We start from the raw sequence: 21,032 nt of genomic DNA on the forward strand, positions 1-21,032 counted from the left end.
CGCTAACGCGGCCCTTCGGGTCCGGATCATGCTCTAGCGCTGGATAACCTGCGGCGAGGGTTGCACCGCCCCCTGGCGGGCCGGCGCAGGATTGGCCGGGCGCGGCGCCGGCGGCTTCTTCTGCTGGGCCGGCTTGGGCGGCGTGGTTGCGGTCGGCGCCGTGTCGACGCCGGCAGGCGCGGCGGCAGCCGGTGCCTGGGCATCGTCGGCAGGCTCGACGGTGTCGTTCTGGATCTGCTTCTCCATCGCCCGGAGCTTGGCGACGTTCTTCTGGTGCGCGTCGTAGGTTTCGGTGAAGGCGTGGCCGCCGGTGCCATCGGCGACAAAATAGAGGTCGCGGGTGCGGGCGGGATTGGCGGCAGCCTCCAGCGAGGCGCGGCCGGGGTTGGAGATCGGCCCCGGCGGCAGCCCGTCGATGACATAGGTGTTATAGGGCGAGGGCTGGGTGATCTCGCTGCGCTTGATCGGGCGGCCCAGCGTGCCCTTGCCGCCGACGAGACCGTAGATGATGGTCGGATCGGACTGCAGCTTGATCTTCTGCTTCAAACGATTGACGAACACGGCCGCGACTCGGCTGCGCTCGTCGGGCTTGCCGGTCTCCTTCTCGACGATCGAGGCGAGCGTCACCAGTTGCTCGGGCGTCTTGATCGGAATGTCCTGGCTGCGGCGCTCCCAGATCTCGGCGAGCACGCGCTTGTGCGCCTGTTGCATGCGCTGGACCACCTGCTCGCGCGTGGTGCCGCGCGGGAATTTATAGGTCTCCGGCAGCAGCGTGCCCTCACGCGGCAATTCGCGCACGCTGCCGGTGAAGATGTCGTTGTCCGACAGCCGCGCCACGATCTGCTCGGAGGTCAGGCCTTCGGGAATCGTCACCGCATGCTGCACCACCTTGCCTTCGACGATGGTGGCGATGACGTCGCGCAACGAAGCGTTCTTCTGGAAAGAATATTCGCCGGGCTTCAGGTCCGAGCTCGCCTTCAGCGCAAAGACGCTGGCGATGAAGACCCAGGGATTGACGTCGGTGACGCCTTCCCTGTTCAGGACGTCGGCAATATCGCGCTTGCCCGCGCGCGAGGGGATATTGACGATCTTGTCTTCCTGGAGCGGCCCGGCCGCCTCAAGAACCTGCCGGCCGTAATAGTAGACCGCGCCTGCCCCGAGCATCGCGATCAGGAGGATGGTGATGATGGCGTTGCCGACCACCACGAAGGGATTGCGCGCGCGGTCCGACCGCTTCGGCGGCGGCGGCACCTGTTCAGGCTCCAGCGCAGCGCGCGGGCTTCGGGGCGAAATGGGCGGCCTTTCACTCATCGAAAACCTGAATCCTGCCGGTTCAATCGCAGCCTGACGATCGTCTGCCCGGCTAATAGCACACGCCCGCAACTATGACTTATCGCCGAATACGGCAAAACGGTGAATTCGTCTGAAACCCAAGCTAATCGGCCAGCCGCCTGACGATCACCGATGCGTTGGTACCGCCAAAACCGAAAGAATTCGACAACGCCACGTTGATCTCGCGCTTCTTCGCCGCCTGAGGCACGAGATCGATCGCGGTCTCGACCGACGGGTGCTCGAGGTTGATGGTGGGCGGCGCGATGTTATCGCGAATCGCGAGCATGGCGAAAATCGCCTCGATCGCACCCGCCGCACCGAGGAGATGCCCGGTCGAGGATTTGGTCGAGGACATCGCGACCTTGGACGCCGCGTTGCCGAGCAGCCGCTCCACCGCGCCGAGCTCGATCTCGTCGCCGAGCGGCGTCGAGGTGCCATGCGCGTTGATGTAGTCGAGATCGGCCGGCGTCAGCCCGGCGCGCTTCAACGCGGCCGACATGCTGCGGAAGCCGCCGTCTCCGTCCGGAGATGGGGAGGTGATGTGATAGGCATCGCCGGACAGGCCGTAGCCGATCACCTCGGCGTAGATCTTCGCGCCGCGGCCCCTCGCATGCTCGAGCTCTTCGAGGATCACGACGCCAGCGCCTTCGCCCATCACGAAGCCATCGCGATCCTTGTCATAGGGGCGCGAGGCCTTCTCGGGTGTCTCGTTGAATCCGGTGGACAACGCACGCGCCGCGTTGAAGCCGGCGATGCCGATGCGGCTGATCGGCGATTCCGCGCCGCCGGCGACCATCACGTCGGCATCGCCCAGTGCGATCAGACGGGCGGCATCACCGATCGCATGCGCGCCGGTCGAACAGGCCGTGACCACGGAATGGTTCGGCCCTTTCAGCCCATGCTCGATCGAGACATAGCCGGAGGTGAGATTGATCAGCCGGCCTGGAATGAAGAACGGCGAGACCCGGCGCGGCCCGCGCTCCTTCAGCAGGATTGCAGTCTCCGCGATGCCGTTGAGGCCGCCGATGCCGGAGCCGATCAGGGTGCCGGTCGCGCACTTGTCCTCTTCGCTCTCAGGATGCCAGTTGGCATCATTGAGAGCCTGCGTCGCCGCCGACACGGCAAAGATGATGAAATCGTCGACCTTGCGCTGGTCCTTCGGCTCCATCCACTGGTCGGCATTGAAAGTGCCGTTCGAACCGTCGCCGCGCGGCACGACGCAGGCGATCTTGGTCTGCAGATCGGAGACGTCGAACGTCTCGATCTTGCGCGCCCCGCTCTCGCCGTTAAGGATACGCTGCCAGGTCGGCTCGACACCGCAGCCGAGTGGCGACACCATGCCGAGGCCCGTGACGACAACTCGTCTCATATCCCAAAACTCCGGTTCTCAAGGAATCGCGGCCGATAACAAGAAACCGGTGGACCGCTGGCACGATCCGTCCGGTTTCGTCGTTCGACCGCGGATTTTGGAGCCTTAGCTCTTCGCGTTCTTCTCGAGAAACTTGGTCGCGTCGCCGACGGTGAGAATCGTTTCCGCGGCGTCGTCCGGAATCTCGCAACCGAACTCTTCCTCGAACGCCATCACCAGCTCGACGGTGTCCAGACTGTCGGCGCCGAGGTCATCAATGAAGCTCGCGCTGTCGATAACCTTCTCGGGCTCAACACCAAGGTGTTCGACCACGATCTTCTTAACCCGTTCGCCAATGTCACTCATTGCTTAACCTCGTGTTGTTCCCTGTAGACCCGACCCCCCGGGACGATACGAGCCGTCGTGGTCGTTTTACTGCCTTTGCGTACGAACTTGATTTGGCCCCATCCTAGCCGATGCAGGGCCCGGCGAACGACGGCCAAGGCTCCGCATCGCCAATATACAGGGTTTCAAAAACCTGCAATGGCGTTCTTTGCCCATCCGTTGAAGGTCCGGTTATCATACTCCAATTGCCTTGACTACAAGCCTCAATTCGCTTCGGAAACGGCCGTTTGCCGCATCCGGTCCGCCCGGCCTTCCGCCGGCCGGATTACGTTCAGATCATGGCCATGCCACCGTTGACGTGGATGGTCTGGCCGGTGACGTAGCCTGCTTCGTTGGAGCTCAGATAGACCGCAGCTGCAGCAATATCCTCCGGCGTTCCCAGCCGGGCGGCCGGAACCTTGGTCAGAATCGTCTCGCGCTGCTTGTCGTTGAGCGCATCGGTCATCGGCGTCTTGATGAAGCCCGGCGCGATGCAATTCGCGGTCACCCCGCGCTTGGCGTATTCGGCGCCGAGCGTCTTGATCATGCCGATCAGGCCCGCCTTCGACGCGGTGTAATTGCCCTGGCCGGGATTGCCGGTGACGCCGACCACCGAGGTGATCGCGATGATGCGGCCGAACCGCTTGCGCATCATCAGCTTGGTCGCGGCGCGCGCGAGGCGGAAGGTCGCGGTGAGGTTGACGTTGATGACCTCCTCCCAGTCCTCGTCGCGAAGCTGCACGAAAAGATTGTCGCGCGTGATACCGGCATTGGCGACGAGGATGTCGACCTGGCCCATCGCAGCTTCCGCGGCGGGCACCAGCGCCTCGACCTCGTCAGCCTTGGAGAGATTGCACGGCAGCACGTGCACGCGCTCGCCGAGCTTGCCGGCGAGCTCGTCCAGCACCTCTTTCCGCGTCCCCGAAATCGCAACCGTGGCGCCCTGCGCATGCAGCGCCAGCGCGATCGCGCCGCCGATGCCCCCGGTCGCGCCGGTGACGAGCGCCTTCCTGCCAGTCAGATCGAACATCGATAGCTCCTCACCCCTGCTTCGCGGCAGCCAAGGCGTCTTTGGCCGCGGCAATATCGTTCGGCCCGCCGACGGCCAAACCGACGGCCCCGTCGGCGATGCGCTTGACGAGACCCGTCAGCACCTTGCCTGCGCCGATCTCGAAGAAACGCGTCACGCCCTGACCAGCCATATAGGAAACCGACTCACGCCAGCGCACCGTGCCGGTGACCTGCTCGACCAGACGGCGGCGGATCTCGTCGGGATCGGTGATGGCGCTCGCCAGCACGTTGGAGACCAGGGGCGCTGCGGGCGCCTTGATCGTGACCTTGGACAGCGCTTCGGCCATGGCATCGGCGGCCGGCTGCATCAGCTTGCAATGGAACGGCGCGGATACCGGCAGCAGCATCGCGCGCTTGGCGCCCTTGCCCTTGGCGATCTCGACGGCGCGATCGACCGCCGCCTTGTCGCCGGAGACCACCACCTGACCGCCGCCATTGTCATTGGCAGCCTGACAGACCTGCCCCTGCGCCGCCTCTTGGGCGACCTCCATGGCCGCCTCGTAGTCGAGGCCGAGCAGCGCGGCCATCGCGCCAGCGCCGACCGGGACGGCCTTTTGCATTGCCAAACCGCGGGTGCGCAGCAGCCGCGCGGTATCGGAAATCGTCAGGCTTCCGGCCGCAGCCAGCGCCGAATATTCGCCGAGCGAGTGCCCGGCGACGAACGCCGCATCCCGCCCCACGGAAAATCCGGCCTCGGCCTCCAGCACACGCAAGGTGGCGAGCGAGACCGCCATCAAGGCAGGCTGGGCGTTTTCGGTGAGTTGGAGGGTCTCCGCCGGGCCATCCCAGATGGTCGCAGTGAGCTTTTCCCCAAGCGCGGCGTCGACCTCGTCGAACACGGCGCGGGCCGCAGGAAAGGCTTCCGCCAGGGCCTTGCCCATACCGACCGCCTGGGACCCCTGCCCCGGAAATGTGAATGCTGCCGTCATCGGCGCTCCCTGGCTTGCTGAGCCTCGTCAGGATCGGGCGGCCATTCTACGCCGGGGCGTGGGCCGTTGTTCCCGATCATGCTCCAAAGGGGGCCGTAGACACTGACCGGGGCCGAAATGTCAAGCCGCGACGACGTCCTGGATGGGGATCGCTGACAGATTACGCCCACCGGCCGGGTCAAGTCCCTCCCGGCCCGCCACGCGGTCGTGGGCTGCCCATGCAGGCAAAACGTTTACGCTGTCGGGAACTCGACGGTGCATTTTAAGTCCCTTTAAATACCCACTGCCGAAATTGCGGCCATGGCATCCGTCGCTACACTGATATCGACAGCTTCCTCCGCTGCCGCACGAGTTCGGCTGTGGTGGCACAGCTGCGTCGACTGGTTGCTCAGCGGCCCGACCTCTCAGTTCGACGACATCCGGAACGAGTTTCTTCAGCAGAGGACGAAAAAGACCAAGACGCTCCTGGTGGCGGTCCTGGCGTCCCTGCTGGTCGCATCGCTCGCCGCGGCTCTGACCGGCGCTGCATGGGCTTATGCCTGGGTACTGGCGGAAATCGTCCTGGGCTGCACCCGAATCTGCCTGATGACGAAGGCCTCCGCGCGGGCAAAAGCCAACGGGCCAGGCGCCGCGAGCGGCACTCCGGTCTGGGTCGGCCTGCTATCGGTGATCGCAATTTCCGCGGGCTGCTATCAATGCGTCGCATCGGGACAGCTGCCGCTGGTCCTGACTGCGGGCGTCGGCCTCGCCAACCTGACCGGTGGAATTGCCTCGGGCAACGCCGGGACGCCGCGTTATGGAATCCTCATGATCTGCATCCTGACGCTGCCCTTTGCGGTGGCCACGATGCTGTCGCCGATCCCCTTCCTGTTCATCGTCGGCCTGCAAACGCCGGTCTATACTGCGGGGATGATTTTCCTGCTGCTTGAAAATCACAAGATCCTGCTCAACCTGCATCGCTCCGAGCGCAACAATCGTCAGATGGCGCACCACGACCTGCTCACCGGTCTTCCCAATCGCGCCCTGAACCGGAAGCTGTTTTCGAAACTGCTTGACGGCCCATGGCCGGAGGTCGCGTCACGATCAGCCGCGAAGCTCACCGTGTTTTGCGTCGATCTCGACAACTTCAAGGGCGTCAATGACCGGCTCGGACATGCGGCCGGCGACGCCGTCCTCGTCGCCGTCGCAGATCGCCTGCGCGCCAGCGTGCGTGAGGCCGATGTCGTGTGCCGCGTTGGTGGCGACGAATTCGTGATCCTGCTGCCCGACATCACGGACACCGAGGCCGCCGACATTGCCCGGCGGATCATCGCGCGGGTCTCGGAGCCGTTCGAGTTTGCGCCCACTGCGCGTGTCGGAGCCAGCATCGGCCTGGCATCCGCGCCGCGCGACGGCGTGACCGCGGACGAATTGCTGAGCGCGGCCGACCGCGCGATGTACGAGGCCAAGCGTCGCGGCAAGGGCGATTTCGTGATCCACGCCTCCGGCGTCGAAGAAATCACCGAAGAGGTGCCGCTTGTCCCCGCGGTGCAAAGCGTCGCGCTGGCCGACTAGAACCCGCCGGCCTTCTGATCCGCGCCGACTTCGGCACCCGCCCGTGCGCGGCGAACGCTGCTGACCAATTGCCCGGGACGATCATCGCGGTTTGGCTTGGCGGTGGCCAATCGCAACACGGCGAGATAGTTCGGCTGCACCTCCATGCGGTCAGCATGCCGGCTCTCGCTCAGCAGGCGATGCACCTTGGGCAAATTGTAGCAGGGCACGTAGAACAAGAGGTGATGCTCGAGATGATAGTTCACGTAATAGGGCGCGATGAACAGGCGCTCGAGAAAATTGGCATGCGTGGTGCGCGTGTTGCGCAAGGGATCGTGGCTGTCGGGAACGACCGCATGCTCGGCGATGTTACGGATGCGGGTGATGACCATCTGCCAGGTCAAAAGCGGCACCAGCCATAGCAGCGGATAGGCCCACCACACGCCGGCGGCCGCGAGCACTGCAAACAGAAGCGCATTCGTGACGCATTGCGGCCCGAGCTTCTCCGAGAAATGCGCCGCGCGCTGCGACCACGGCCAATCCTTCGAACCGAGCGCATTGAGCAGTTGTGCCTTACGCTGCTGGTAGCCGGTCTGTCCGGTGAGATCACGGATGAACTTGCGGCGGTAACTCAGCCTGGTGATCGGGAACGGCGCCGACAGCACGAGATCGGGATCATCCTCTTGTTGCGTGCGCGCATGGTGCTGCAAATGATAGCGCCGATAGCTGCGCGTCTCGGCGAAGACCGGATAGGCGCAGAACCACTGGCTCAGCGCCAGATTGGTCTTTTCATCCGGCGACAGGCAGCCATGCGCGCCGTCATGCATGAGGATCGCGAGGCCCAGCTGACGCGAGCCGATGATGCCGACCGCGAGAACATAGGTCAGCGGATTCGGCCACCACGCCACCAGTGCGATCGCACCCGCGATCAGCGCCCAGGCGTGCGCGATCAGTGCCACGCCCTTCCAGGTGACGCGCTCGCGCACGTTGACGAGCTGGTCCTCGGTCAGGAAATCGCGGGCACGCATGCGAAGCGCGGTCATGGCCTAACCCTCCCCGTCCGATGGTGTTGATGCGCCGCGATCCCCGACGAGCCGCAGGCGCGCCGCATCGCCTGCCGATTTCGCCTGCTCGCCCAGCACGCGCAGCATCTCTGCGCACAGCTCATCAGGCGAGCGGCCCATCGCGTAGCCTTCCACGATGACGCCAATCGCCACCGCCCAGAACCTGCGCGAGCTCTCGTCGGGCGCGCGCAACGTCCGCCAGCCATGGCGCGCGACCTGGGCGCCATAGGCGCGCGCGCCCTCGGTGTGCAGGCGTTCGATGGTGCGCTCGACCAGCGGCGCGAGATCCTGTCGCCGCCGTGTCAACGTCAGCGCTTCGGCGAAGAAGGCCACCGAATCGGTCGCCGTGACCGTCTGCGCGAGCGCACGCGTGTAGGCCTCTGGCGTGTGCGCCTTCAGTGCCGCCTGCTCGGTGGCGCGCGCCAGATATAGGAGATCGCGGCAGGCGCATTCGACGAACAGCGCCTCCTTGGTGCGGAAGTAATAGGTGATCTGGCTCGGAAACGCGTTCGCGGCCGTCGCGATGTCGGAAATCGATGTCCCGGAAAGCCCCTGCTCCCTAAACAACGGACTGGCCGCATCGAGGAGCAGCGAGCGCATCTTGCGCCCCGCAGAACGGGTGGCCCGGACAGCATGCTTTGGGTCGCCCCGAGGCGCTTCCACCGGACCTTTGACGGATTTGGCCATCGGCTCCTCTCGTCATTTATTTGTATGCTATACAAACAAATAAATCAAGCCAGAGGAAGGTGCAGCTTTGGAATGCCCTGGAATCGAAAGGGGCCGCTCCTGAGCGGCCCCTTGCCGGTAAAAATGGTTTCGAGATGAAATTCAGCCCCGGCAATTAGAAGCCTACAACTTTCCATAAAATCTGTGGATTCCGTACAAGCGCGGTGTTCCCGCCCCGGAACCGCTACAATCGTGTTGGCTACGCGCGTCTCCAAAACCTGCGTGCCAAACCTTGCCAAGCCGGCCAAAATCCGTATAAAGCGCGCCATCCGCAGACCCCGGCCGGGAGCTGAACGGACGGTCTCAGCAAATTCACTTGTTGATTTTGATGTGGCAGGGCCAGTCGGCCCGTCGTCCCGTGTTTCCGCCTTCTGAGCTTAATCCCAGAGTCCTTTCCGAAGGCCTCTTAAGGGCTTGACGCCGGGTGAAGCGCCAACATGAGGAAAGGACTTCCATGCCTCTTTACGAGCATGTTTTTCTCGCGCGTCAGGACGCGAGCCCGCAGCAGGTTGAAGAGTTGACGACCCAGATGACCGGGATCGTCGAGGGTCTCGGCGGCAAGGTCACCAAGACCGAGAACTGGGGCGTGCGCTCCCTCACCTACCGCATGAACAAGAATCGCAAGGCGCACTTCGTGCTGCTCAACATCGACGCGCCGTCCGCGGCGATCGCCGAGATCGAGCGCCAGGAGCGCATCAGCGAAGACGTGATCCGCTATCTCAGCGTCCGCGTCGAGGAGCTGGAGGAAGGTCCCTCCGCGATGATGCGCAAGGCTGACCGTGATCGCGAGCGCGATGACCGCGGTGGTGGATTCCGCGGCGAGCGTGAAGGCGGCTTCCGCGGCGACCGCGAAGGCGGCTTCCGTGGTGACCGCGGCCCGCGCCGTCCGCGCGACGAAGCTGAAACGACGGATGGGGAGTAAGAACAATGGCTGAAGCTGGTGCACGCCGTCCGTTTTTCCGTCGCCGCAAGAGCTGCCCGTTCACGGGGGCCAACGCGCCGAAGATCGACTACAAGGATTCCAAGCTGCTGATGCGTTACGTCTCCGAGCGCGGCAAGATCGTGCCGAGCCGCATCACGGCCGTGTCCGCCAAGAAGCAGCGTGAGCTCGCCCGCGCCATCAAGCGCGCGCGGTTCCTCGGCCTCTTGCCCTACGTGATCCGCTAAACGACGTTTCGACCGGCGGCCCTAAGGCCGCCGGTCGTATCATTCAAACTCATAAGGCTTCCGGGTCGTCCGGTCGCCGATGGTTGGGGCGAAATGCCTCTAACCGCTCGAAGGGAGCGGGACAGCTGATGATGGCACTCGTACTCATTGCCCTGATCGCCGGCGCTGCGTCGGCCCTGATGTTCGCCTCGATCGTCTCGGGCGCGCTGATCTCGCTCGTCCTGTTCTACCTCTCGCCTTTGCCGCTGATGGTTGCCGCGATCGGCTGGGGACCGCTTTGTGCGAGCCTTGGCGGCATCGCCGCCGCGACCGGCCTCGGCGCGATTTTCGGCCTGCCGTACTGCCTCGCCTTCGTCGTCACGGTCGCGCTGCCGGCCTGGTGGCTCGGCCATCTCGTGCTGCTCGGCCGTCATACTACGCCTGCCGTGATCACCGCGGGCGCAGAGCCGCCGGCCGAACCTGAGATCGAATGGTACCCGGTCGGGCGCATCCTGCTCTGGATTGCGGGCTTTGCCGCGCTGATCACGATCGCGGCGCTGCTCACGCTCGGCAGCGATGCCGAGGGCATCGCGACCTCGCTGCGCCGCGGCTTGATGCGCATCCTCCGCTCGGCCGATCCGCAAGTCTCCGGCGATACCGACCAGTTCATCGATGCGCTGGCGACCGTCGCACCGGCCGTTGCCACCATCGTGTCGATGATGACGCTCACCCTCAACCTCTGGCTCTCGGCCAAGGTGACCGCGACGTCGGGACGGCTGCGCCGTCCCTGGCCCGCGCTGATGACCGCCGAGCTGCCGTCGATGACGCTCGCCGTACTGTGCATCGCCATCGCCTTCTGCTTCGCCGGCGGGCTGATCGCACTCGCCGCGCAGATCATCACGGCGGCCCTGATGATGGCCTACGCGCTGACCGGGTTCGCCGTGCTGCACACGCTGACGCTTGCGCTGAAGAGCCGCGCCTTCTGGCTCGGCTCGACTTACGCCGTCGTCGTTGTGCTCGGATGGCCCGTGATCGCGATGATCGTACTCGGGCTTGCCGATGCCGTCTTCGGTTTCCGCGAGCGCTTCCTGCGCAACCGGCCACCGCCACTGCCGACCCCTTAAGTTCAACCCGAAGATCCAACTCACATCACTTCAAAAGGAGAACGATTATGGAAGTCATTTTGCTGGAACGCGTGGCCAAGCTCGGCCAGATGGGCGAAGTCGTGAAGGTTCGCGACGGCTATGCCCGCAATTTCCTGCTCAAGCGCGGCAAGGCGCTGCGCGCCACCAACGACAACCGCGCCAAGTATGACGGCATGAAAGCCGAGCTCGAGGCGCGCAATCTCAAGGCCAAGGGCGAGGCGTCCAAGGTCGCCGAGAAGATCGAAGGCAAGAACATCACCGTGATCCGTCAGGCCTCCGAAGCCGGCCAGCTGTTCGGCTCGGTCACCGTGCGCGACATCGTGCTGGCGTTCGAAGCGGACGGCATCTCGCTCGCCCGCCCGCAGGTTCAGCTCGACGCGCCGATCAAGACCATCGGCAAGCACACCATCACCATCGCCGTCCACCCGGAGGTCGAGATCGAGGTCACCGTGACGGTTGCGCGCAGCCAGGAAGAAGCCGAGCGCATCAACCGCGGCGAGGACATCTCGACCCGCAACGAGGATCGCGACGCGGCCGCCGAGGCGATCGCCGCCGCCGGCGAGTTCTTCGATCCGGAAGCCCAGCACGACGATGTCGCGCCGGCACCGGCCGCGGAAGCGACCGAGCAGTAAGCCTCGCGCTCACACGACAGACGGAAGCCCGGCTGCCTATGCGGCCGGGCTTTTCGTTTCGGCGGCAACGTCCGCGCTCAGCTTCGCGATCGAGGCCAGCGCGGTCGCGGTATGCGCTTCTCAGTCAGGACGACGCGGAGGCCGCAATGAGCAGCCTCCGATGCGATGACGAGATGAAAGTCTCTTTAGCGGGAGATCGGCGGGACCGGCGAGCCGGAGGGCTCGGCCGCAGCCGGCGCATCCTGCGGCTTGGCCGCCGCCGGCGCAGAGGCGCCGTTGCCGTTTGAAGAGGCATCGGCGGGCTTCGCCGCGGTGTCCGCCGGCTTCTGCTCAGGCGCAGCCTCGGCCGGTTTTGCAGCGGAGAGCGGAGCCGGCGTCACCTCCGGCACGGGATCGGGCCGCAGCGCGGGAGTCTGGCTGGTCGAAGGTTCGACCTTGGCGCTCTCAGGCTTATCGGCCGGCTTCTCCGCCGGTTTGTCCTTGGCGCTGTCGGGCTTGGCTTCGGTATCGACCTTGGCGCTGTCGTTCTTGGTATCGTTCTTGGAATCGTTCTTGGGTTCGCTCTTCTTGTCCGTGGTCGGCGATTCGGCGGCGGCAGGCATTTCCTTGGGCGTTTCGCCCTTGGGCGTCTCGGCCTTCGGGGCTTCCTCGGGCTCGGGCTTGCCGCGCTTGCTCATGCGCTGCTTGGACTTGCGCCCCTCGGGACCGCGCTCATTGGTCGCCTGGCCATCGGGCCTGGCACCATCCTTCGTACCATCCTTGGCCCCCTCTTCGCTCGGCCGCGCCATCCGCCTCGAACCGGCACGTCCGGTCTCGGACACGGGAGCGCCCTCGCCCTCCGGTTTCGCCGCGTCCTGATGCTGACGCCGGCTGGGATGCTCGGGCTGTTGCGTGGCGCTGGAATTGGCTTCTTTCTCCTTGCCGCCGTCCTTCTTGTCCTTGCCGTCCTTGGACTGGTAGCGCGTGTCGGTCGCACCGTTGGAGACGAGGTAGGAGGACAGGACGCCCGCCATGTCGGAACTCGTGGTGTAATGCTGGCGCAAGAAGCCCGGCAGCGAGCCCGCCGGCACCGACTTGAGCAGTCCCCGCGGCGACTTATGACAGGCGTTACAGGTCTGGGCGAAGATCTGGGACGGACTCTTACCGGCCTCGAGATTCGTCGCCTGCGCAAACGCAGCCTCTGGAGCGCCAAGGCCAATCAGAAGCAACACCGTCGCGAGGTTGAGCGCTCGGCTCGACATCCCGTCATCTCCATTGAAAATACGCAAGAAGGCCAGCCGGCGCCGGCGGCGGGTCACCTTTTAGCCGATTGCGCTGCAATTGGAAGCACGCTCGTGACGCAAGGATGTGATCGCGCGTTTTGCGAACATCGGCTTTGAACACAACGCAATAGCAGGTCGGGAACGTGCTGATTACGTTCCCATGCAAATGCATAGGAACCAATGCAGTTCCGATGCGTCGGTGTGACGACGGGGGTTAGTCGCATCTTTTCGGGTTCGCTCGACAGGGTGGTTCTATGGACCGTTTGTTGCGCAGCTTCCTGACGAAGTTCATCCGCCACGGATCGATGACGGTGACGACCGCAAGTGGCGCAAAATTCACATGCGGCGACGGCTCCGGCCAACATGTGGCAGTCCGCTTCGCGACGACGGAGGCGCAGCGCAAGATCCTGCTCAATCCCGAGCTCGGGCTCGGCGAGGCTTATATGGACGGCGAGTTCGTCGTCGAGCAAGGCACGATTGCTGATGCCCTGGCGATCCTCCTGGATCAACCCGAAATATTGCCGCAGTGGGCCAAACCCCAGTGGCACCTGCGCTACCTGACGCGGCATTTGAAGCAGTTCAACCTGCGCACCCGTGCCAGGACCAATGTCGCCCATCACTACGATCTGGACGGCCGGCTCTATTCGCTCTTCCTCGACGCCGACAAGCAATATAGCTGCGCCTATTTCGAGACGCCGGACACCTCGCTCGACGACGCCCAGCTCGCCAAGAAGCGGCATCTCGCGGCAAAGCTCGTCATCAAACGCGGTCAGCGCGTGCTCGATATTGGCTCTGGCTGGGGCGGGCTCGGCCTCTACCTCGCCGAGATCGCAGGCGCCGACGTCACCGGCATCACGCTCTCGACCGAGCAGTTGCAGGTTGCGAATGCCCGCGCTGCCGAGAAGAGCCTGACCCGGTCGGCCCGGTTCCTGCTCCAGGACTATCGCGACATCGACGGTCCGTTCGACCGCATCGTTTCGGTCGGCATGTTCGAGCATGTCGGCGTCAAGTTCTACGATACCTATTTCGAGCGCTGCGCCGAGCTCCTCGCCGAGGAAGGCGTCATGCTGCTGCATTCGATCGGCCGTTCGCAGGGGCCGGACTCCACCAATCCCTGGATCGCCAAATACATCTTCCCCGGTGGCTATATCCCGGCGCTGTCCGAGGTGCTGCCCGCAATCGAGCGCGCAGGGCTCCTCGTCTGCGACATCGAGATCCTCCGCCTCCACTATGCGGAGACGCTGAGGGCCTGGCGCGAACGCTTCATGGCGCGGCGAGAGGAAGCGGTGCAGCTCTACGACGAGCGCTTTGCGCTGATGTGGGAATTTTATCTGGCCGCCTGCGAGATGACCTTCCGCAAGCAGGGCATGATGAACTTCCAGATCCAGCTCACCAGACGCCAGGGCGTGGTCCCGGTGACCCGCGACTATATCGGGCATGAAGAGGCCCGGCTACGCGGCGTTGAAGGCGCCAGCAAGCCGAGGCTGAAGCTGGCGGGCGAATAATGAACAATAAGGGCTAGTGGCGCAGCCGTGAGGCTGGACAAAGCGTAGCCGGGAGCGCGAGCTGCGCTCGGAACTGCGCCAACGTCTCGGCCGGCAGCTTGGACCTCTCGGATTCGGGGCGGGAGGCGTCCTCCATGGCAGCAATCAGCGCCGACAGCCAGATCCGACTGCCCGCCTCGCTCTGCCAAGTCTGCAGCTCCTGCCGCATTGTCGCCTCGTCTCCTGACGGTCGCGGACCGGACCAATTCCTTACCCGCCGACCGGTTCCGGCCCTTGCCCGAAAGAATCCGGGGGTCTGTGATCTGCTTCACAAAGTGGCGGTCGGAATTGTCCTAGACCGTCCCCCATGAGCAAGAAGATCCAAACCTCCTTCGACGTGCAGGACGATCTCCGCACCGACTATGCCTTGATCGCCACCGGCGTTGCCGCCGCTCTGGTTGCGCTGGTCTACCTCCTGATCGTCTGAACAGTCGGCCGGCCAACGCGCCGCACGATACGCGCCTGCAAAATAGGTCTGCGCGCCGCCGTATAAGGTTCACATTATCCGGATTTTTCCGCGGGCCGGCCTGAGCGAGATCAAGGTGCCGAGGCCAATTCCGCAAAACATCAGTCAAGCATCGCGCATGCTGCGGCTGCTAATCATCCACCATTTTAAAGACCGGTTGATAGCGACCAGCTTTCGCTTCCGCTTTGCGTGTTGTCGGCGCTTTATCGCCGCCCCGCATCTCGCCGGAAAAGTTGCTAAGCACCTCCAACCATGGCCCTGACTGATTCGACCGTCCTGAAACTCGCGCCCGAGGCCGGAACCCCAGCCTACCGGAGCGCGCCGCACAATATCGAGGCGGAACAGAGCCTTCTGGGCGCGATTCTGGTCAACAACGACGCCTTCTACCGCGTCTCCGACTTCCTCGAGCCAAAGCACTTTTTCGAACCCCTGCACCAGACCATCTTCGAGACCGCCGGCAGCCTGATCCGGATGGGCAAGATCGCGACCCCGGTGACGCTGAAGACATTCCTGCCCGCCGATACCGACGTCGGCGGCATGACCATCGGGCAATATCTGGCTCGCCTCGCTGCGGAAGCGACCACGATTATCAACGCCCAGGACTATGGCCGCACCGTCTACGATCTGTCGTTGCGGCGCGACCTGATCGGCATCGGCGAGGACATGGTCAATGTGGCCTATGACGCGCCGGTCGACTTCGCACCGCGGGCGCAGATCGAGGATGCCGAGCGGCGCCTCTACGAGCTCGCCGAATCCGGCCGCTATGATGGCGGCTTCCAGAAGTTCTCGCAGGCGTTGGCGGTCGCCGTCGATCTCGCGGCAAAGGCATTCCAGCGCGACGGAAAGCTGTCCGGCATTTCCACGGGCATGCGCGACCTCGACACCAAGATGGGCGGCCTCCAGCACTCCGACCTCATCATCGTGGCCGGACGCCCGGGCATGGGCAAGACGTCGCTTGCGACCAACATCGCCTACAATGTCGCACGAGCCTACGTTCCGGAACTCCAGGCCGACGGCACCATGAAGGCCGCCAATGGCGGCGTAATCGGCTTCTTCTCCTGCGAAATGTCGGCCGACCAGCTTGCCACGCGTATCGTGGCCGAGCGCACCGGCGTTCCCTCCTCCCACATCCGCCGCGGCGGCATCTCGGAAGCCGATTTCGACAAGATCCGGGAGGTCTCGATCGAGCTGCAGTCGTTGCCGTTCTATGTCGACGCAACCGGCGGCCTGTCGATCGCGCAGCTCATGGCGCGCGCGCGCCGGCTGAAGCGCCAGAAGGGCCTCGATCTCCTCGTGATCGACTACATCCAGCTCCTGTCGGGCTCGGGCAAGCGCGCCAGCGACAGCCGCGTGCAGGAAATCACGGAGATCACGACCAGCCTGAAGGCGCTCGCCAAGGAGCTCAACGTTCCCGTCATCGCGCTGTCCCAGCTCTCGCGCCAGGTCGAATCCCGCGACGACAAGCGGCCGCAGCTGTCCGACTTGCGTGAATCCGGATCAATCGAGCAGGACGCCGACGTCGTGCTGTTCGTGTATCGCGAGGAATATTACCTCGCGATGAAGGAGCCACGCCCGGGCACACCTGAACACGAGAAGTGGCAGCTTGACATGGGTCTTGCGCACGGAAAGGCCGAAGTCATCATCGGCAAGCAGCGCCACGGCCCGACAGGCACCGTCGATCTGGCGTTCGAGGCCTCGGTCACGCGGTTCGGCGACCTCGCCCCTGACAGTCAGCTGCCGGAGCGCAGCAACAACGACTACTGAGTTCCTTGAACCAAACCAGCCTCTTGCGTAAAACGGCGCCGTGACAATCCCGTCGGACCCGAACATGATTCCGCAAAACGGCTTTCTCTCAACGGAGGCCAACCAGGCCGCGGCGCTTGCCGCGTATGGCGGCGTGCTCACCGTCGATCTCGACGCGATCGTCGCCAACTGGCGCAAGCTCGAGAAGACCGCGGTGCCGGCCGAATGCGCCGCCGTGATCAAGGCCGACGCCTATGGCTGCGGCACGGAGCCGGTGGCGCGCGCGCTGCACGGAGCGGGTTGCAAGACCTTCTTCGTCGCAACGATCGAGGAAGCGCGCATCGCCCGCGCGGCGGTGCCGACCGCGACGATCTATGTGCTCGGCGGCTATTTCCAGAACACCGGCGAGCACTACGCCAAGATCGATTGCCGTCCCGTGATCGGCGATCTCAACGAGCTCGCCGAATGGGATGTGTTCTGCCGCCGCACGGGCTGGACCGGCGGCGCGGCCATCCACATCGACACCGGCATGAACCGGCTTGGGCTGACGCTCCAGGAGGCGCAGGCGATCATCCCGCGCATCAATGCCGGCGATCACGGCATCACGCTGGTGATGAGCCATCTGGTCTCCGCCGAGCAGCTCAACAGTTCGGCGAACGCCAAGCAACTCGCAGCCTTCCGCACCATCGCAAGCGAATTCGCGGGCGTGCCCGCGGCGCTCGCCAATTCCTCCGGCATCTTCCTGGGCGCCCCGTTCCAGTTCGACCTGGTGCGGCCGGGCGCGGCGCTCTACGGCGTCAACCCGACGCCGGAGGCCGACAATCCGATGCAGCCGGTGGTCGATCTCAAGGCCCGCATCGTGCAGATCCGCACCATCGAGCGCGGCGAGACGGTCGGCTATGGCGGCACCTGGAGCGCGCGACGCCCCACGAAGCTCGCGATCATCGCGGTTGGCTATGCCGACGGCTATTTCCGCGCCGCCAGCTCCAATGACGGCACCCGCGGCGCCGAGGTGATCGTCGCCGGCAAGCGCTGTCCGGTCGCGGGCCGCGTCTCCATGGATCTGATCGCGATCGACATCACCGATCTGCCACCGAATGCCGTGCGACGCGGCCACATGGTGACGCTGCTCGGCGAAGGCATCACCGTCGACGAGCTCGCGCATCATTTCGGCACCATCGGATATGAGGTGCTGACGAGCCTCGGCCACCGGTATGCCCGAGTCTACAAGGGCGGCAATGTGCACGCGCCGGTTGAACAGCCGGCTCTCGCCCCGCCCGCGGAGGCGTCCGTCGCTGCGCCGCCGCCACTCGTGGAGCAGCCGGCAAGCCCGCCGCCACTGCCGACCTAGCCAACGGTCTCGTGCCCCGGACGCAGCGCAATGCGCCGCTCTTCGCGGCTAGTGCGCCTGCAGAGCCGGGGTCAGCATTTGTGGTGAGATGGGCCCCCGCTCTGCGCACCGCACTGGACGATGCTCCGCATCGCCAGGCGCGCTGCGCCGCGTCTGGGACACGAGACTTTACTTCTTCCTGCTGTCCAGTGCCTTCTTGCAGGTATCGCTGAGCTGGTCACGCTTGCCATTGAGGCATGCGACGATGCGGCCGCCGCCAGGCGCAATGCCGGCGCAGAATTTGTCATAATCCGCCTTGCAGGCGCCGCGCGGATCGGACGATTGTGCCAGCGCGGACCCGGAGAGCGCGACGGCGAATGCGATAACGGCGAAGTTCAACTTGGACATTGTCTCTCCGGTATGGGGCGTGAGGAGCCATCAGCTCTACATGAAGATTGCGACATTCAACATCAACAACATCAACCGTCGCCTGCCCAACCTGCTGCGCTGGCTGCACGGGGCGAATCCTGACGTCGTCGCACTGCAAGAATTGAAGGCCACTGATGGCGAATTTCCGGCCGCTGCAATCGAGAAAGCCGGCTACGGCGCGGTCTGGCGCGGGCAAAAGACGTGGAATGGCGTCGCCATTCTCGCGCGCAACGCCGAGCCCGTGTTGACCCGCGACCGCTTGCCGGGCGACGCTGACGACCTCGAGGCGCGCTACATCGAGGCAGCCGTGCGCGGCATCATCGTCACCAGCATCTATTTGCCGAACGGCAACCCGCAGCCCGGACCGAAATTCGACCACAAGCTCGACTGGTTCGCGCGCCTGAAACGCCACGCAAAAAGTTTGCTCAAGCAGGATCTGCCGGTCGTGCTCGCCGGCGATTACAACGTCGCGCCGACCGAGCTCGACATCTATCCAACGAGATCTTGGGACAAGGACGCCCTGATCCAGCCCAGGAGCCGCGCCGCGTTCAAATCACTCGTTGCGCAAGGCTGGTGCGATGCGCTCCGCACGCTGCATCCGGACAAGCGGATCTACACGTTCTGGGACTACAAACGAAACCGCTGGCCACGCGACGCCGGCTTGCGTCTCGATCACCTCTTGCTCAGCCCTGCCCTGGCCCCGCGCCTGACCAAGGCCGGCGTCGACAAGCAGATCCGTGGCGAAGACGGCGCGAGCGACCACGCGCCGGCATGGGTCGCGCTACGTTAGGTGCGTGCTCGCAAATCCGCTGGGCCGTTACTCGGGCAGCCCTGCTATTCGCAGGCCATCCGTCAACCTGGCGAGATCCTCGGCGCGGCGAAACGGCATTTGCTCCCCAAGATTCGAAAGACGGAGCATCGGATCGAGCTGACGCAGCCGGGCTAACGACATCTCAGGGCTCTCTGGCCGACCGCCGAGCGCGGCGCTGGCGACAATCATCCTTGCGGCCGGAAGGTAGCTGGGATGTTCCCGCGACGTCCGCTCCGCCCATGAGAGTGCGTCGTCATTTCTGCCGCAGGCAAAATGCGCATAGGAACCGACGCACCACCATGCGAAGGAGAAAACGTCGGAAGGGCTCAACTGCAGGGCGCGTTCGACGTTGGCCAGCGCAAGTTCGGGCTCGCCGCGCCAGACGTGAATCCATCCATGCAGACCCAAAGCGGCGGGAGAGTTCGGGTTGAGCGCCCGCGCGCGCGCAACCGCATCCGTTGCAACGTCGAGATCACCTTGAAGATAGGCCAGACCAAAACCGGCCGCAGTCAGGAATAGCGGATCATCCCTCCCGAGGTCGAGCGCGCGTCGAGCAAGTCGCGCACCTTCAGCGGATTCGGCCGCGTGATCGCTGAACCAACCGAACGACTTCGCCCAAGTGTAGCACTGCGAGGCGAACGCATAGCCCGCCGCTGACTCCGGGTCGAGCTGTATTTCCCGCCGAAAGATTTGCAGCGCTTCCGCGTTGGCCTCCCTGGTCAATCGTCTTTGTACTGCAAATCCGTGCATCAACCGCTCCCACGCCGTTGCCGCAGGCTTGCGTGTCGCGCGCCGGGTCTCGACCCGCAGGACGGCGGGCTCTATCGCACCGACCACGCTGGCCGTCACCTGGTCCTGCAGATCGAAAGCATGTTCCAGACCGCCGTCGAAGTGATCGGCCCAGACGTGCGTGCCCGTCGCCGTGTCGATGAGCTGACCGGTTATGCGAATACGATCCCCCGTCTTGCGCACGCTACCTTCCAGGATAAAGCGGACGTCGAGTTCGCGACCGATCTGCCTCACGTCGATGGCACGCCCCCGGTACGCGAAGCTCGAATTGCGGGCGACTACCGACAGCCACTGGAAGCCGGCCAGCCCAGTGATGATCTCCTCGACGATTCCATCCGTGAAATGGTCCTGCTCAGTATCGCCGCTCATGTTCTCGAACGGCAAAACCGCGATCGAGGGCCTGTCGGGCGGAAGGACAGCCTCCGTCGATCCCATGGGACGGACTGAGATCCCTGCCGCGCCCGAAGGCTGGCTCTCTTCGCGAACCGTGCCGACGAAACGAAAGCCCTTTCGTGGCAACGTCTTGATCAGGCGCTGCTCCTCGCCGGTATCGCCGATCGCACTTCTCGCAGCGTTGAGGCGAGTCGTCAGCGCCGCCTCGGATACGATACGTCCCTTCCAGATGGCGTTGACAACGTCCTCCTTGCTGACCACGCGCTCCCTGTTGCAGATCAAGTAATCGAGCAGATCGAAAACTTGAGGCGCTGTCGGCACCACATCAGCTCCGCGACGGAGCTCGCGCCGGTCGGTGTCGAACGCGTAGTGCTCGAACAAATAGCGCAAGGGACATTCCCTCGGTTGCCCTTCGAGGTCGCCACGGCACGGTCTGACGCGAAAGAATAAGCCGCCGGTAAGGAAAATGTAAGCCGCCTGTCAAGCGTGCCCCGCCATGTCCGGACATCCTAGACCGTGCGAAACGACGCCGGGAGGTACCCCGATGACAACGGCCTTCAACGCGTTCGAGCCACGGCGGAATTTTGTGACGGTGCGGCTCGGCCTCGCTGTCCTCGCCAATTGCCGCGATGCATTTTGCGAATGGCGCACACGCGCAAAGCTGTGCGCGAGGTTAGACGGTCTGAGTGACCGGGAGCTGCTCGATCTCGGTATCGGGCGTGGCGAGATCGACTACGTCTCCTCCAATCGCGCCTCCGACCCGCGCAGCGCCGTCGTCCCGCCGTGAGGAAGACCGCGCGCCCGGTTCAAAACGAACGGGCCGCAAAAGAGGCGTGTCATGCAGCAGAGAGAGTCTCACCCAAGTCAATTCGAACAAACCGCGATGCGCGCATTTCGCGTTCAGCCTGATTGGTACGAGCAATATTGGCTTAGACCGAACATGGCCTCGACTAAA

The 21,032-nt window shown here is 64.4% G+C and carries 20 protein-coding genes; 10 read left to right on the forward strand and 10 right to left on the reverse strand.

Annotation, left to right across the window (positions count from 1 at the left end; all coding sequences use genetic code 11):
- Positions 1-33: 33 nt before the first annotated feature.
- The 5 genes from mltG to fabD all read right to left on the reverse strand — a co-directional run bounded on the left by mltG (position 34) and on the right by fabD (position 5,064).
- Entirely contained in the window at positions 34-1,311 is a 1,278-nt protein-coding gene (gene mltG / locus SO180_RS09630) for an endolytic transglycosylase MltG (RefSeq protein ID WP_449378568.1), read from the reverse strand.
- Between the two features lie 124 nt (positions 1,312-1,435).
- On the reverse strand, positions 1,436-2,701 hold the full coding sequence (gene fabF, locus SO180_RS09635) for a beta-ketoacyl-ACP synthase II (protein WP_449378569.1): 1,266 nt from the start codon (positions 2,699-2,701) through the stop codon (positions 1,436-1,438).
- A 105-nt stretch (positions 2,702-2,806) separates the two neighbouring features.
- The gene (locus SO180_RS09640) at positions 2,807-3,046 is read right to left on the reverse strand and encodes an acyl carrier protein (RefSeq protein WP_027522576.1); all 240 of its coding nucleotides are present in this window, start codon (positions 3,044-3,046) and stop codon (positions 2,807-2,809) included.
- 310 nt (positions 3,047-3,356) lie between these two features.
- Positions 3,357-4,094 carry a 3-oxoacyl-[acyl-carrier-protein] reductase gene (gene fabG, locus SO180_RS09645; RefSeq protein WP_027522575.1) on the reverse strand — a complete coding sequence of 246 codons (738 nt, stop codon included), beginning with the start codon at positions 4,092-4,094 and terminating at the stop codon, positions 3,357-3,359.
- A 10-nt stretch (positions 4,095-4,104) separates the two neighbouring features.
- Complete coding sequence (fabD, locus tag SO180_RS09650) at positions 4,105-5,064, reverse strand: ACP S-malonyltransferase (RefSeq protein WP_449378570.1); 960 nt, start codon at positions 5,062-5,064, stop codon at positions 4,105-4,107.
- Between the two features lie 300 nt (positions 5,065-5,364).
- Between fabD and SO180_RS09655 the strand changes: the two genes are divergently transcribed.
- The gene (locus SO180_RS09655) at positions 5,365-6,618 is read left to right on the forward strand and encodes a diguanylate cyclase domain-containing protein (RefSeq protein ID WP_449378571.1); all 1,254 of its coding nucleotides are present in this window, start codon (positions 5,365-5,367) and stop codon (positions 6,616-6,618) included.
- On the opposite strand, the gene SO180_RS09660 is transcribed toward SO180_RS09655, so the two are convergent.
- Together SO180_RS09660 and SO180_RS09665 are read right to left on the reverse strand one after the other, a co-directional pair.
- Positions 6,615-7,640 carry a fatty acid desaturase family protein gene (locus SO180_RS09660; RefSeq protein WP_449378572.1) on the reverse strand — a complete coding sequence of 342 codons (1,026 nt, stop codon included), beginning with the start codon at positions 7,638-7,640 and terminating at the stop codon, positions 6,615-6,617. The genes SO180_RS09655 and SO180_RS09660 overlap by 4 nt on opposite strands.
- 3 nt (positions 7,641-7,643) lie before the next feature.
- The gene (locus tag SO180_RS09665) at positions 7,644-8,348 is read right to left on the reverse strand and encodes a TetR/AcrR family transcriptional regulator C-terminal domain-containing protein (protein WP_449378573.1); all 705 of its coding nucleotides are present in this window, start codon (positions 8,346-8,348) and stop codon (positions 7,644-7,646) included.
- Between the two features lie 493 nt (positions 8,349-8,841).
- Here SO180_RS09665 and rpsF point away from each other — a divergent pair, with 493 nt between their 5' ends.
- The 4 genes from rpsF to rplI all read left to right on the forward strand — a co-directional run bounded on the left by rpsF (position 8,842) and on the right by rplI (position 11,310).
- Positions 8,842-9,309, forward strand: a complete 468-nt coding sequence (rpsF, locus tag SO180_RS09670; protein ID WP_449378574.1) for a 30S ribosomal protein S6 — start codon at positions 8,842-8,844, stop codon at positions 9,307-9,309.
- 5 nt (positions 9,310-9,314) lie between these two features.
- Positions 9,315-9,554: a 30S ribosomal protein S18 gene (gene rpsR, locus SO180_RS09675; protein WP_007592020.1), complete on the forward strand. Its 240-nt coding sequence runs from the start codon at positions 9,315-9,317 to the stop codon at positions 9,552-9,554.
- A gap of 128 nt (positions 9,555-9,682) precedes the next feature.
- Positions 9,683-10,657, forward strand: a complete 975-nt coding sequence (locus tag SO180_RS09680; protein ID WP_449378575.1) for a YybS family protein — start codon at positions 9,683-9,685, stop codon at positions 10,655-10,657.
- A 47-nt stretch (positions 10,658-10,704) separates the two neighbouring features.
- Positions 10,705-11,310 (forward strand): 50S ribosomal protein L9, encoded by a 606-nt coding sequence (gene rplI, locus SO180_RS09685; RefSeq protein ID WP_449378576.1) that lies wholly within the window; start codon positions 10,705-10,707, stop codon positions 11,308-11,310.
- 185 nt (positions 11,311-11,495) lie between these two features.
- Here rplI and SO180_RS09690 read toward each other — a convergent pair whose 3' ends face one another.
- Entirely contained in the window at positions 11,496-12,551 is a 1,056-nt protein-coding gene (locus SO180_RS09690) for a hypothetical protein (protein ID WP_449378577.1), read from the reverse strand.
- A gap of 275 nt (positions 12,552-12,826) precedes the next feature.
- Between SO180_RS09690 and SO180_RS09695 the strand changes: the two genes are divergently transcribed.
- From SO180_RS09695 to alr, 3 genes are all read left to right on the forward strand, one after another.
- Positions 12,827-14,077, forward strand: a complete 1,251-nt coding sequence (locus tag SO180_RS09695; RefSeq protein ID WP_449378578.1) for a class I SAM-dependent methyltransferase — start codon at positions 12,827-12,829, stop codon at positions 14,075-14,077.
- A gap of 757 nt (positions 14,078-14,834) precedes the next feature.
- Entirely contained in the window at positions 14,835-16,346 is a 1,512-nt protein-coding gene (locus tag SO180_RS09700; protein WP_449378579.1) for a replicative DNA helicase, read from the forward strand.
- Positions 16,347-16,392: 46 nt separating this feature from the next.
- Complete coding sequence (alr, locus tag SO180_RS09705; RefSeq protein ID WP_449378631.1) at positions 16,393-17,676, forward strand: alanine racemase; 1,284 nt, start codon at positions 16,393-16,395, stop codon at positions 17,674-17,676.
- Between the two features lie 168 nt (positions 17,677-17,844).
- On the opposite strand, the gene SO180_RS09710 is transcribed toward alr, so the two are convergent.
- Positions 17,845-18,063, reverse strand: a complete 219-nt coding sequence (locus SO180_RS09710) for a cysteine rich repeat-containing protein (protein ID WP_449378580.1) — start codon at positions 18,061-18,063, stop codon at positions 17,845-17,847.
- Between the two features lie 40 nt (positions 18,064-18,103).
- Here SO180_RS09710 and SO180_RS09715 point away from each other — a divergent pair, with 40 nt between their 5' ends.
- Entirely contained in the window at positions 18,104-18,874 is a 771-nt protein-coding gene (locus SO180_RS09715; RefSeq protein ID WP_449378581.1) for an exodeoxyribonuclease III, read from the forward strand.
- Positions 18,875-18,901: 27 nt separating this feature from the next.
- Here SO180_RS09715 and SO180_RS09720 read toward each other — a convergent pair whose 3' ends face one another.
- Entirely contained in the window at positions 18,902-20,467 is a 1,566-nt protein-coding gene (locus SO180_RS09720) for a winged helix-turn-helix domain-containing protein (RefSeq protein ID WP_449378582.1), read from the reverse strand.
- A gap of 154 nt (positions 20,468-20,621) precedes the next feature.
- On the opposite strand from SO180_RS09720, the gene SO180_RS09725 reads away from it, so the two are divergent.
- Positions 20,622-20,864 (forward strand): DUF1127 domain-containing protein, encoded by a 243-nt coding sequence (locus SO180_RS09725; RefSeq protein ID WP_449378583.1) that lies wholly within the window; start codon positions 20,622-20,624, stop codon positions 20,862-20,864.
- Positions 20,865-21,032 lie beyond the last annotated feature (168 nt).

The sequence above is a fragment of the Bradyrhizobium sp. UFLA05-112 genome, from assembly GCF_053572325.1.

Bases quoted from the DNA above. Each gene is read 5' to 3' on its own strand.
- mltG (WP_449378568.1), bottom strand. From the start codon at position 1,311: ATGAGTGAAAGGCCGCCCATTTCGCCCCGAAGCCCGCGCGCTGCGCTG.
- fabF (WP_449378569.1), bottom strand. From the start codon at position 2,701: ATGAGACGAGTTGTCGTCACGGGCCTCGGCATGGTGTCGCCACTCGGC.
- SO180_RS09640 (WP_027522576.1), bottom strand. From the start codon at position 3,046: ATGAGTGACATTGGCGAACGGGTTAAGAAGATCGTGGTCGAACACCTT.
- fabG (WP_027522575.1), bottom strand. From the start codon at position 4,094: ATGTTCGATCTGACTGGCAGGAAGGCGCTCGTCACCGGCGCGACCGGG.
- fabD (WP_449378570.1), bottom strand. From the start codon at position 5,064: ATGACGGCAGCATTCACATTTCCGGGGCAGGGGTCCCAGGCGGTCGGT.
- SO180_RS09655 (WP_449378571.1), top strand. From the start codon at position 5,365: ATGGCATCCGTCGCTACACTGATATCGACAGCTTCCTCCGCTGCCGCA.
- SO180_RS09660 (WP_449378572.1), bottom strand. From the start codon at position 7,640: ATGACCGCGCTTCGCATGCGTGCCCGCGATTTCCTGACCGAGGACCAG.
- SO180_RS09665 (WP_449378573.1), bottom strand. From the start codon at position 8,348: ATGGCCAAATCCGTCAAAGGTCCGGTGGAAGCGCCTCGGGGCGACCCA.
- rpsF (WP_449378574.1), top strand. From the start codon at position 8,842: ATGCCTCTTTACGAGCATGTTTTTCTCGCGCGTCAGGACGCGAGCCCG.
- rpsR (WP_007592020.1), top strand. From the start codon at position 9,315: ATGGCTGAAGCTGGTGCACGCCGTCCGTTTTTCCGTCGCCGCAAGAGC.
- SO180_RS09680 (WP_449378575.1), top strand. From the start codon at position 9,683: ATGATGGCACTCGTACTCATTGCCCTGATCGCCGGCGCTGCGTCGGCC.
- rplI (WP_449378576.1), top strand. From the start codon at position 10,705: ATGGAAGTCATTTTGCTGGAACGCGTGGCCAAGCTCGGCCAGATGGGC.
- SO180_RS09690 (WP_449378577.1), bottom strand. From the start codon at position 12,551: ATGTCGAGCCGAGCGCTCAACCTCGCGACGGTGTTGCTTCTGATTGGC.
- SO180_RS09695 (WP_449378578.1), top strand. From the start codon at position 12,827: ATGGACCGTTTGTTGCGCAGCTTCCTGACGAAGTTCATCCGCCACGGA.
- SO180_RS09700 (WP_449378579.1), top strand. From the start codon at position 14,835: ATGGCCCTGACTGATTCGACCGTCCTGAAACTCGCGCCCGAGGCCGGA.
- SO180_RS09710 (WP_449378580.1), bottom strand. From the start codon at position 18,063: ATGTCCAAGTTGAACTTCGCCGTTATCGCATTCGCCGTCGCGCTCTCC.
- SO180_RS09715 (WP_449378581.1), top strand. From the start codon at position 18,104: ATGAAGATTGCGACATTCAACATCAACAACATCAACCGTCGCCTGCCC.
- SO180_RS09725 (WP_449378583.1), top strand. From the start codon at position 20,622: ATGACAACGGCCTTCAACGCGTTCGAGCCACGGCGGAATTTTGTGACG.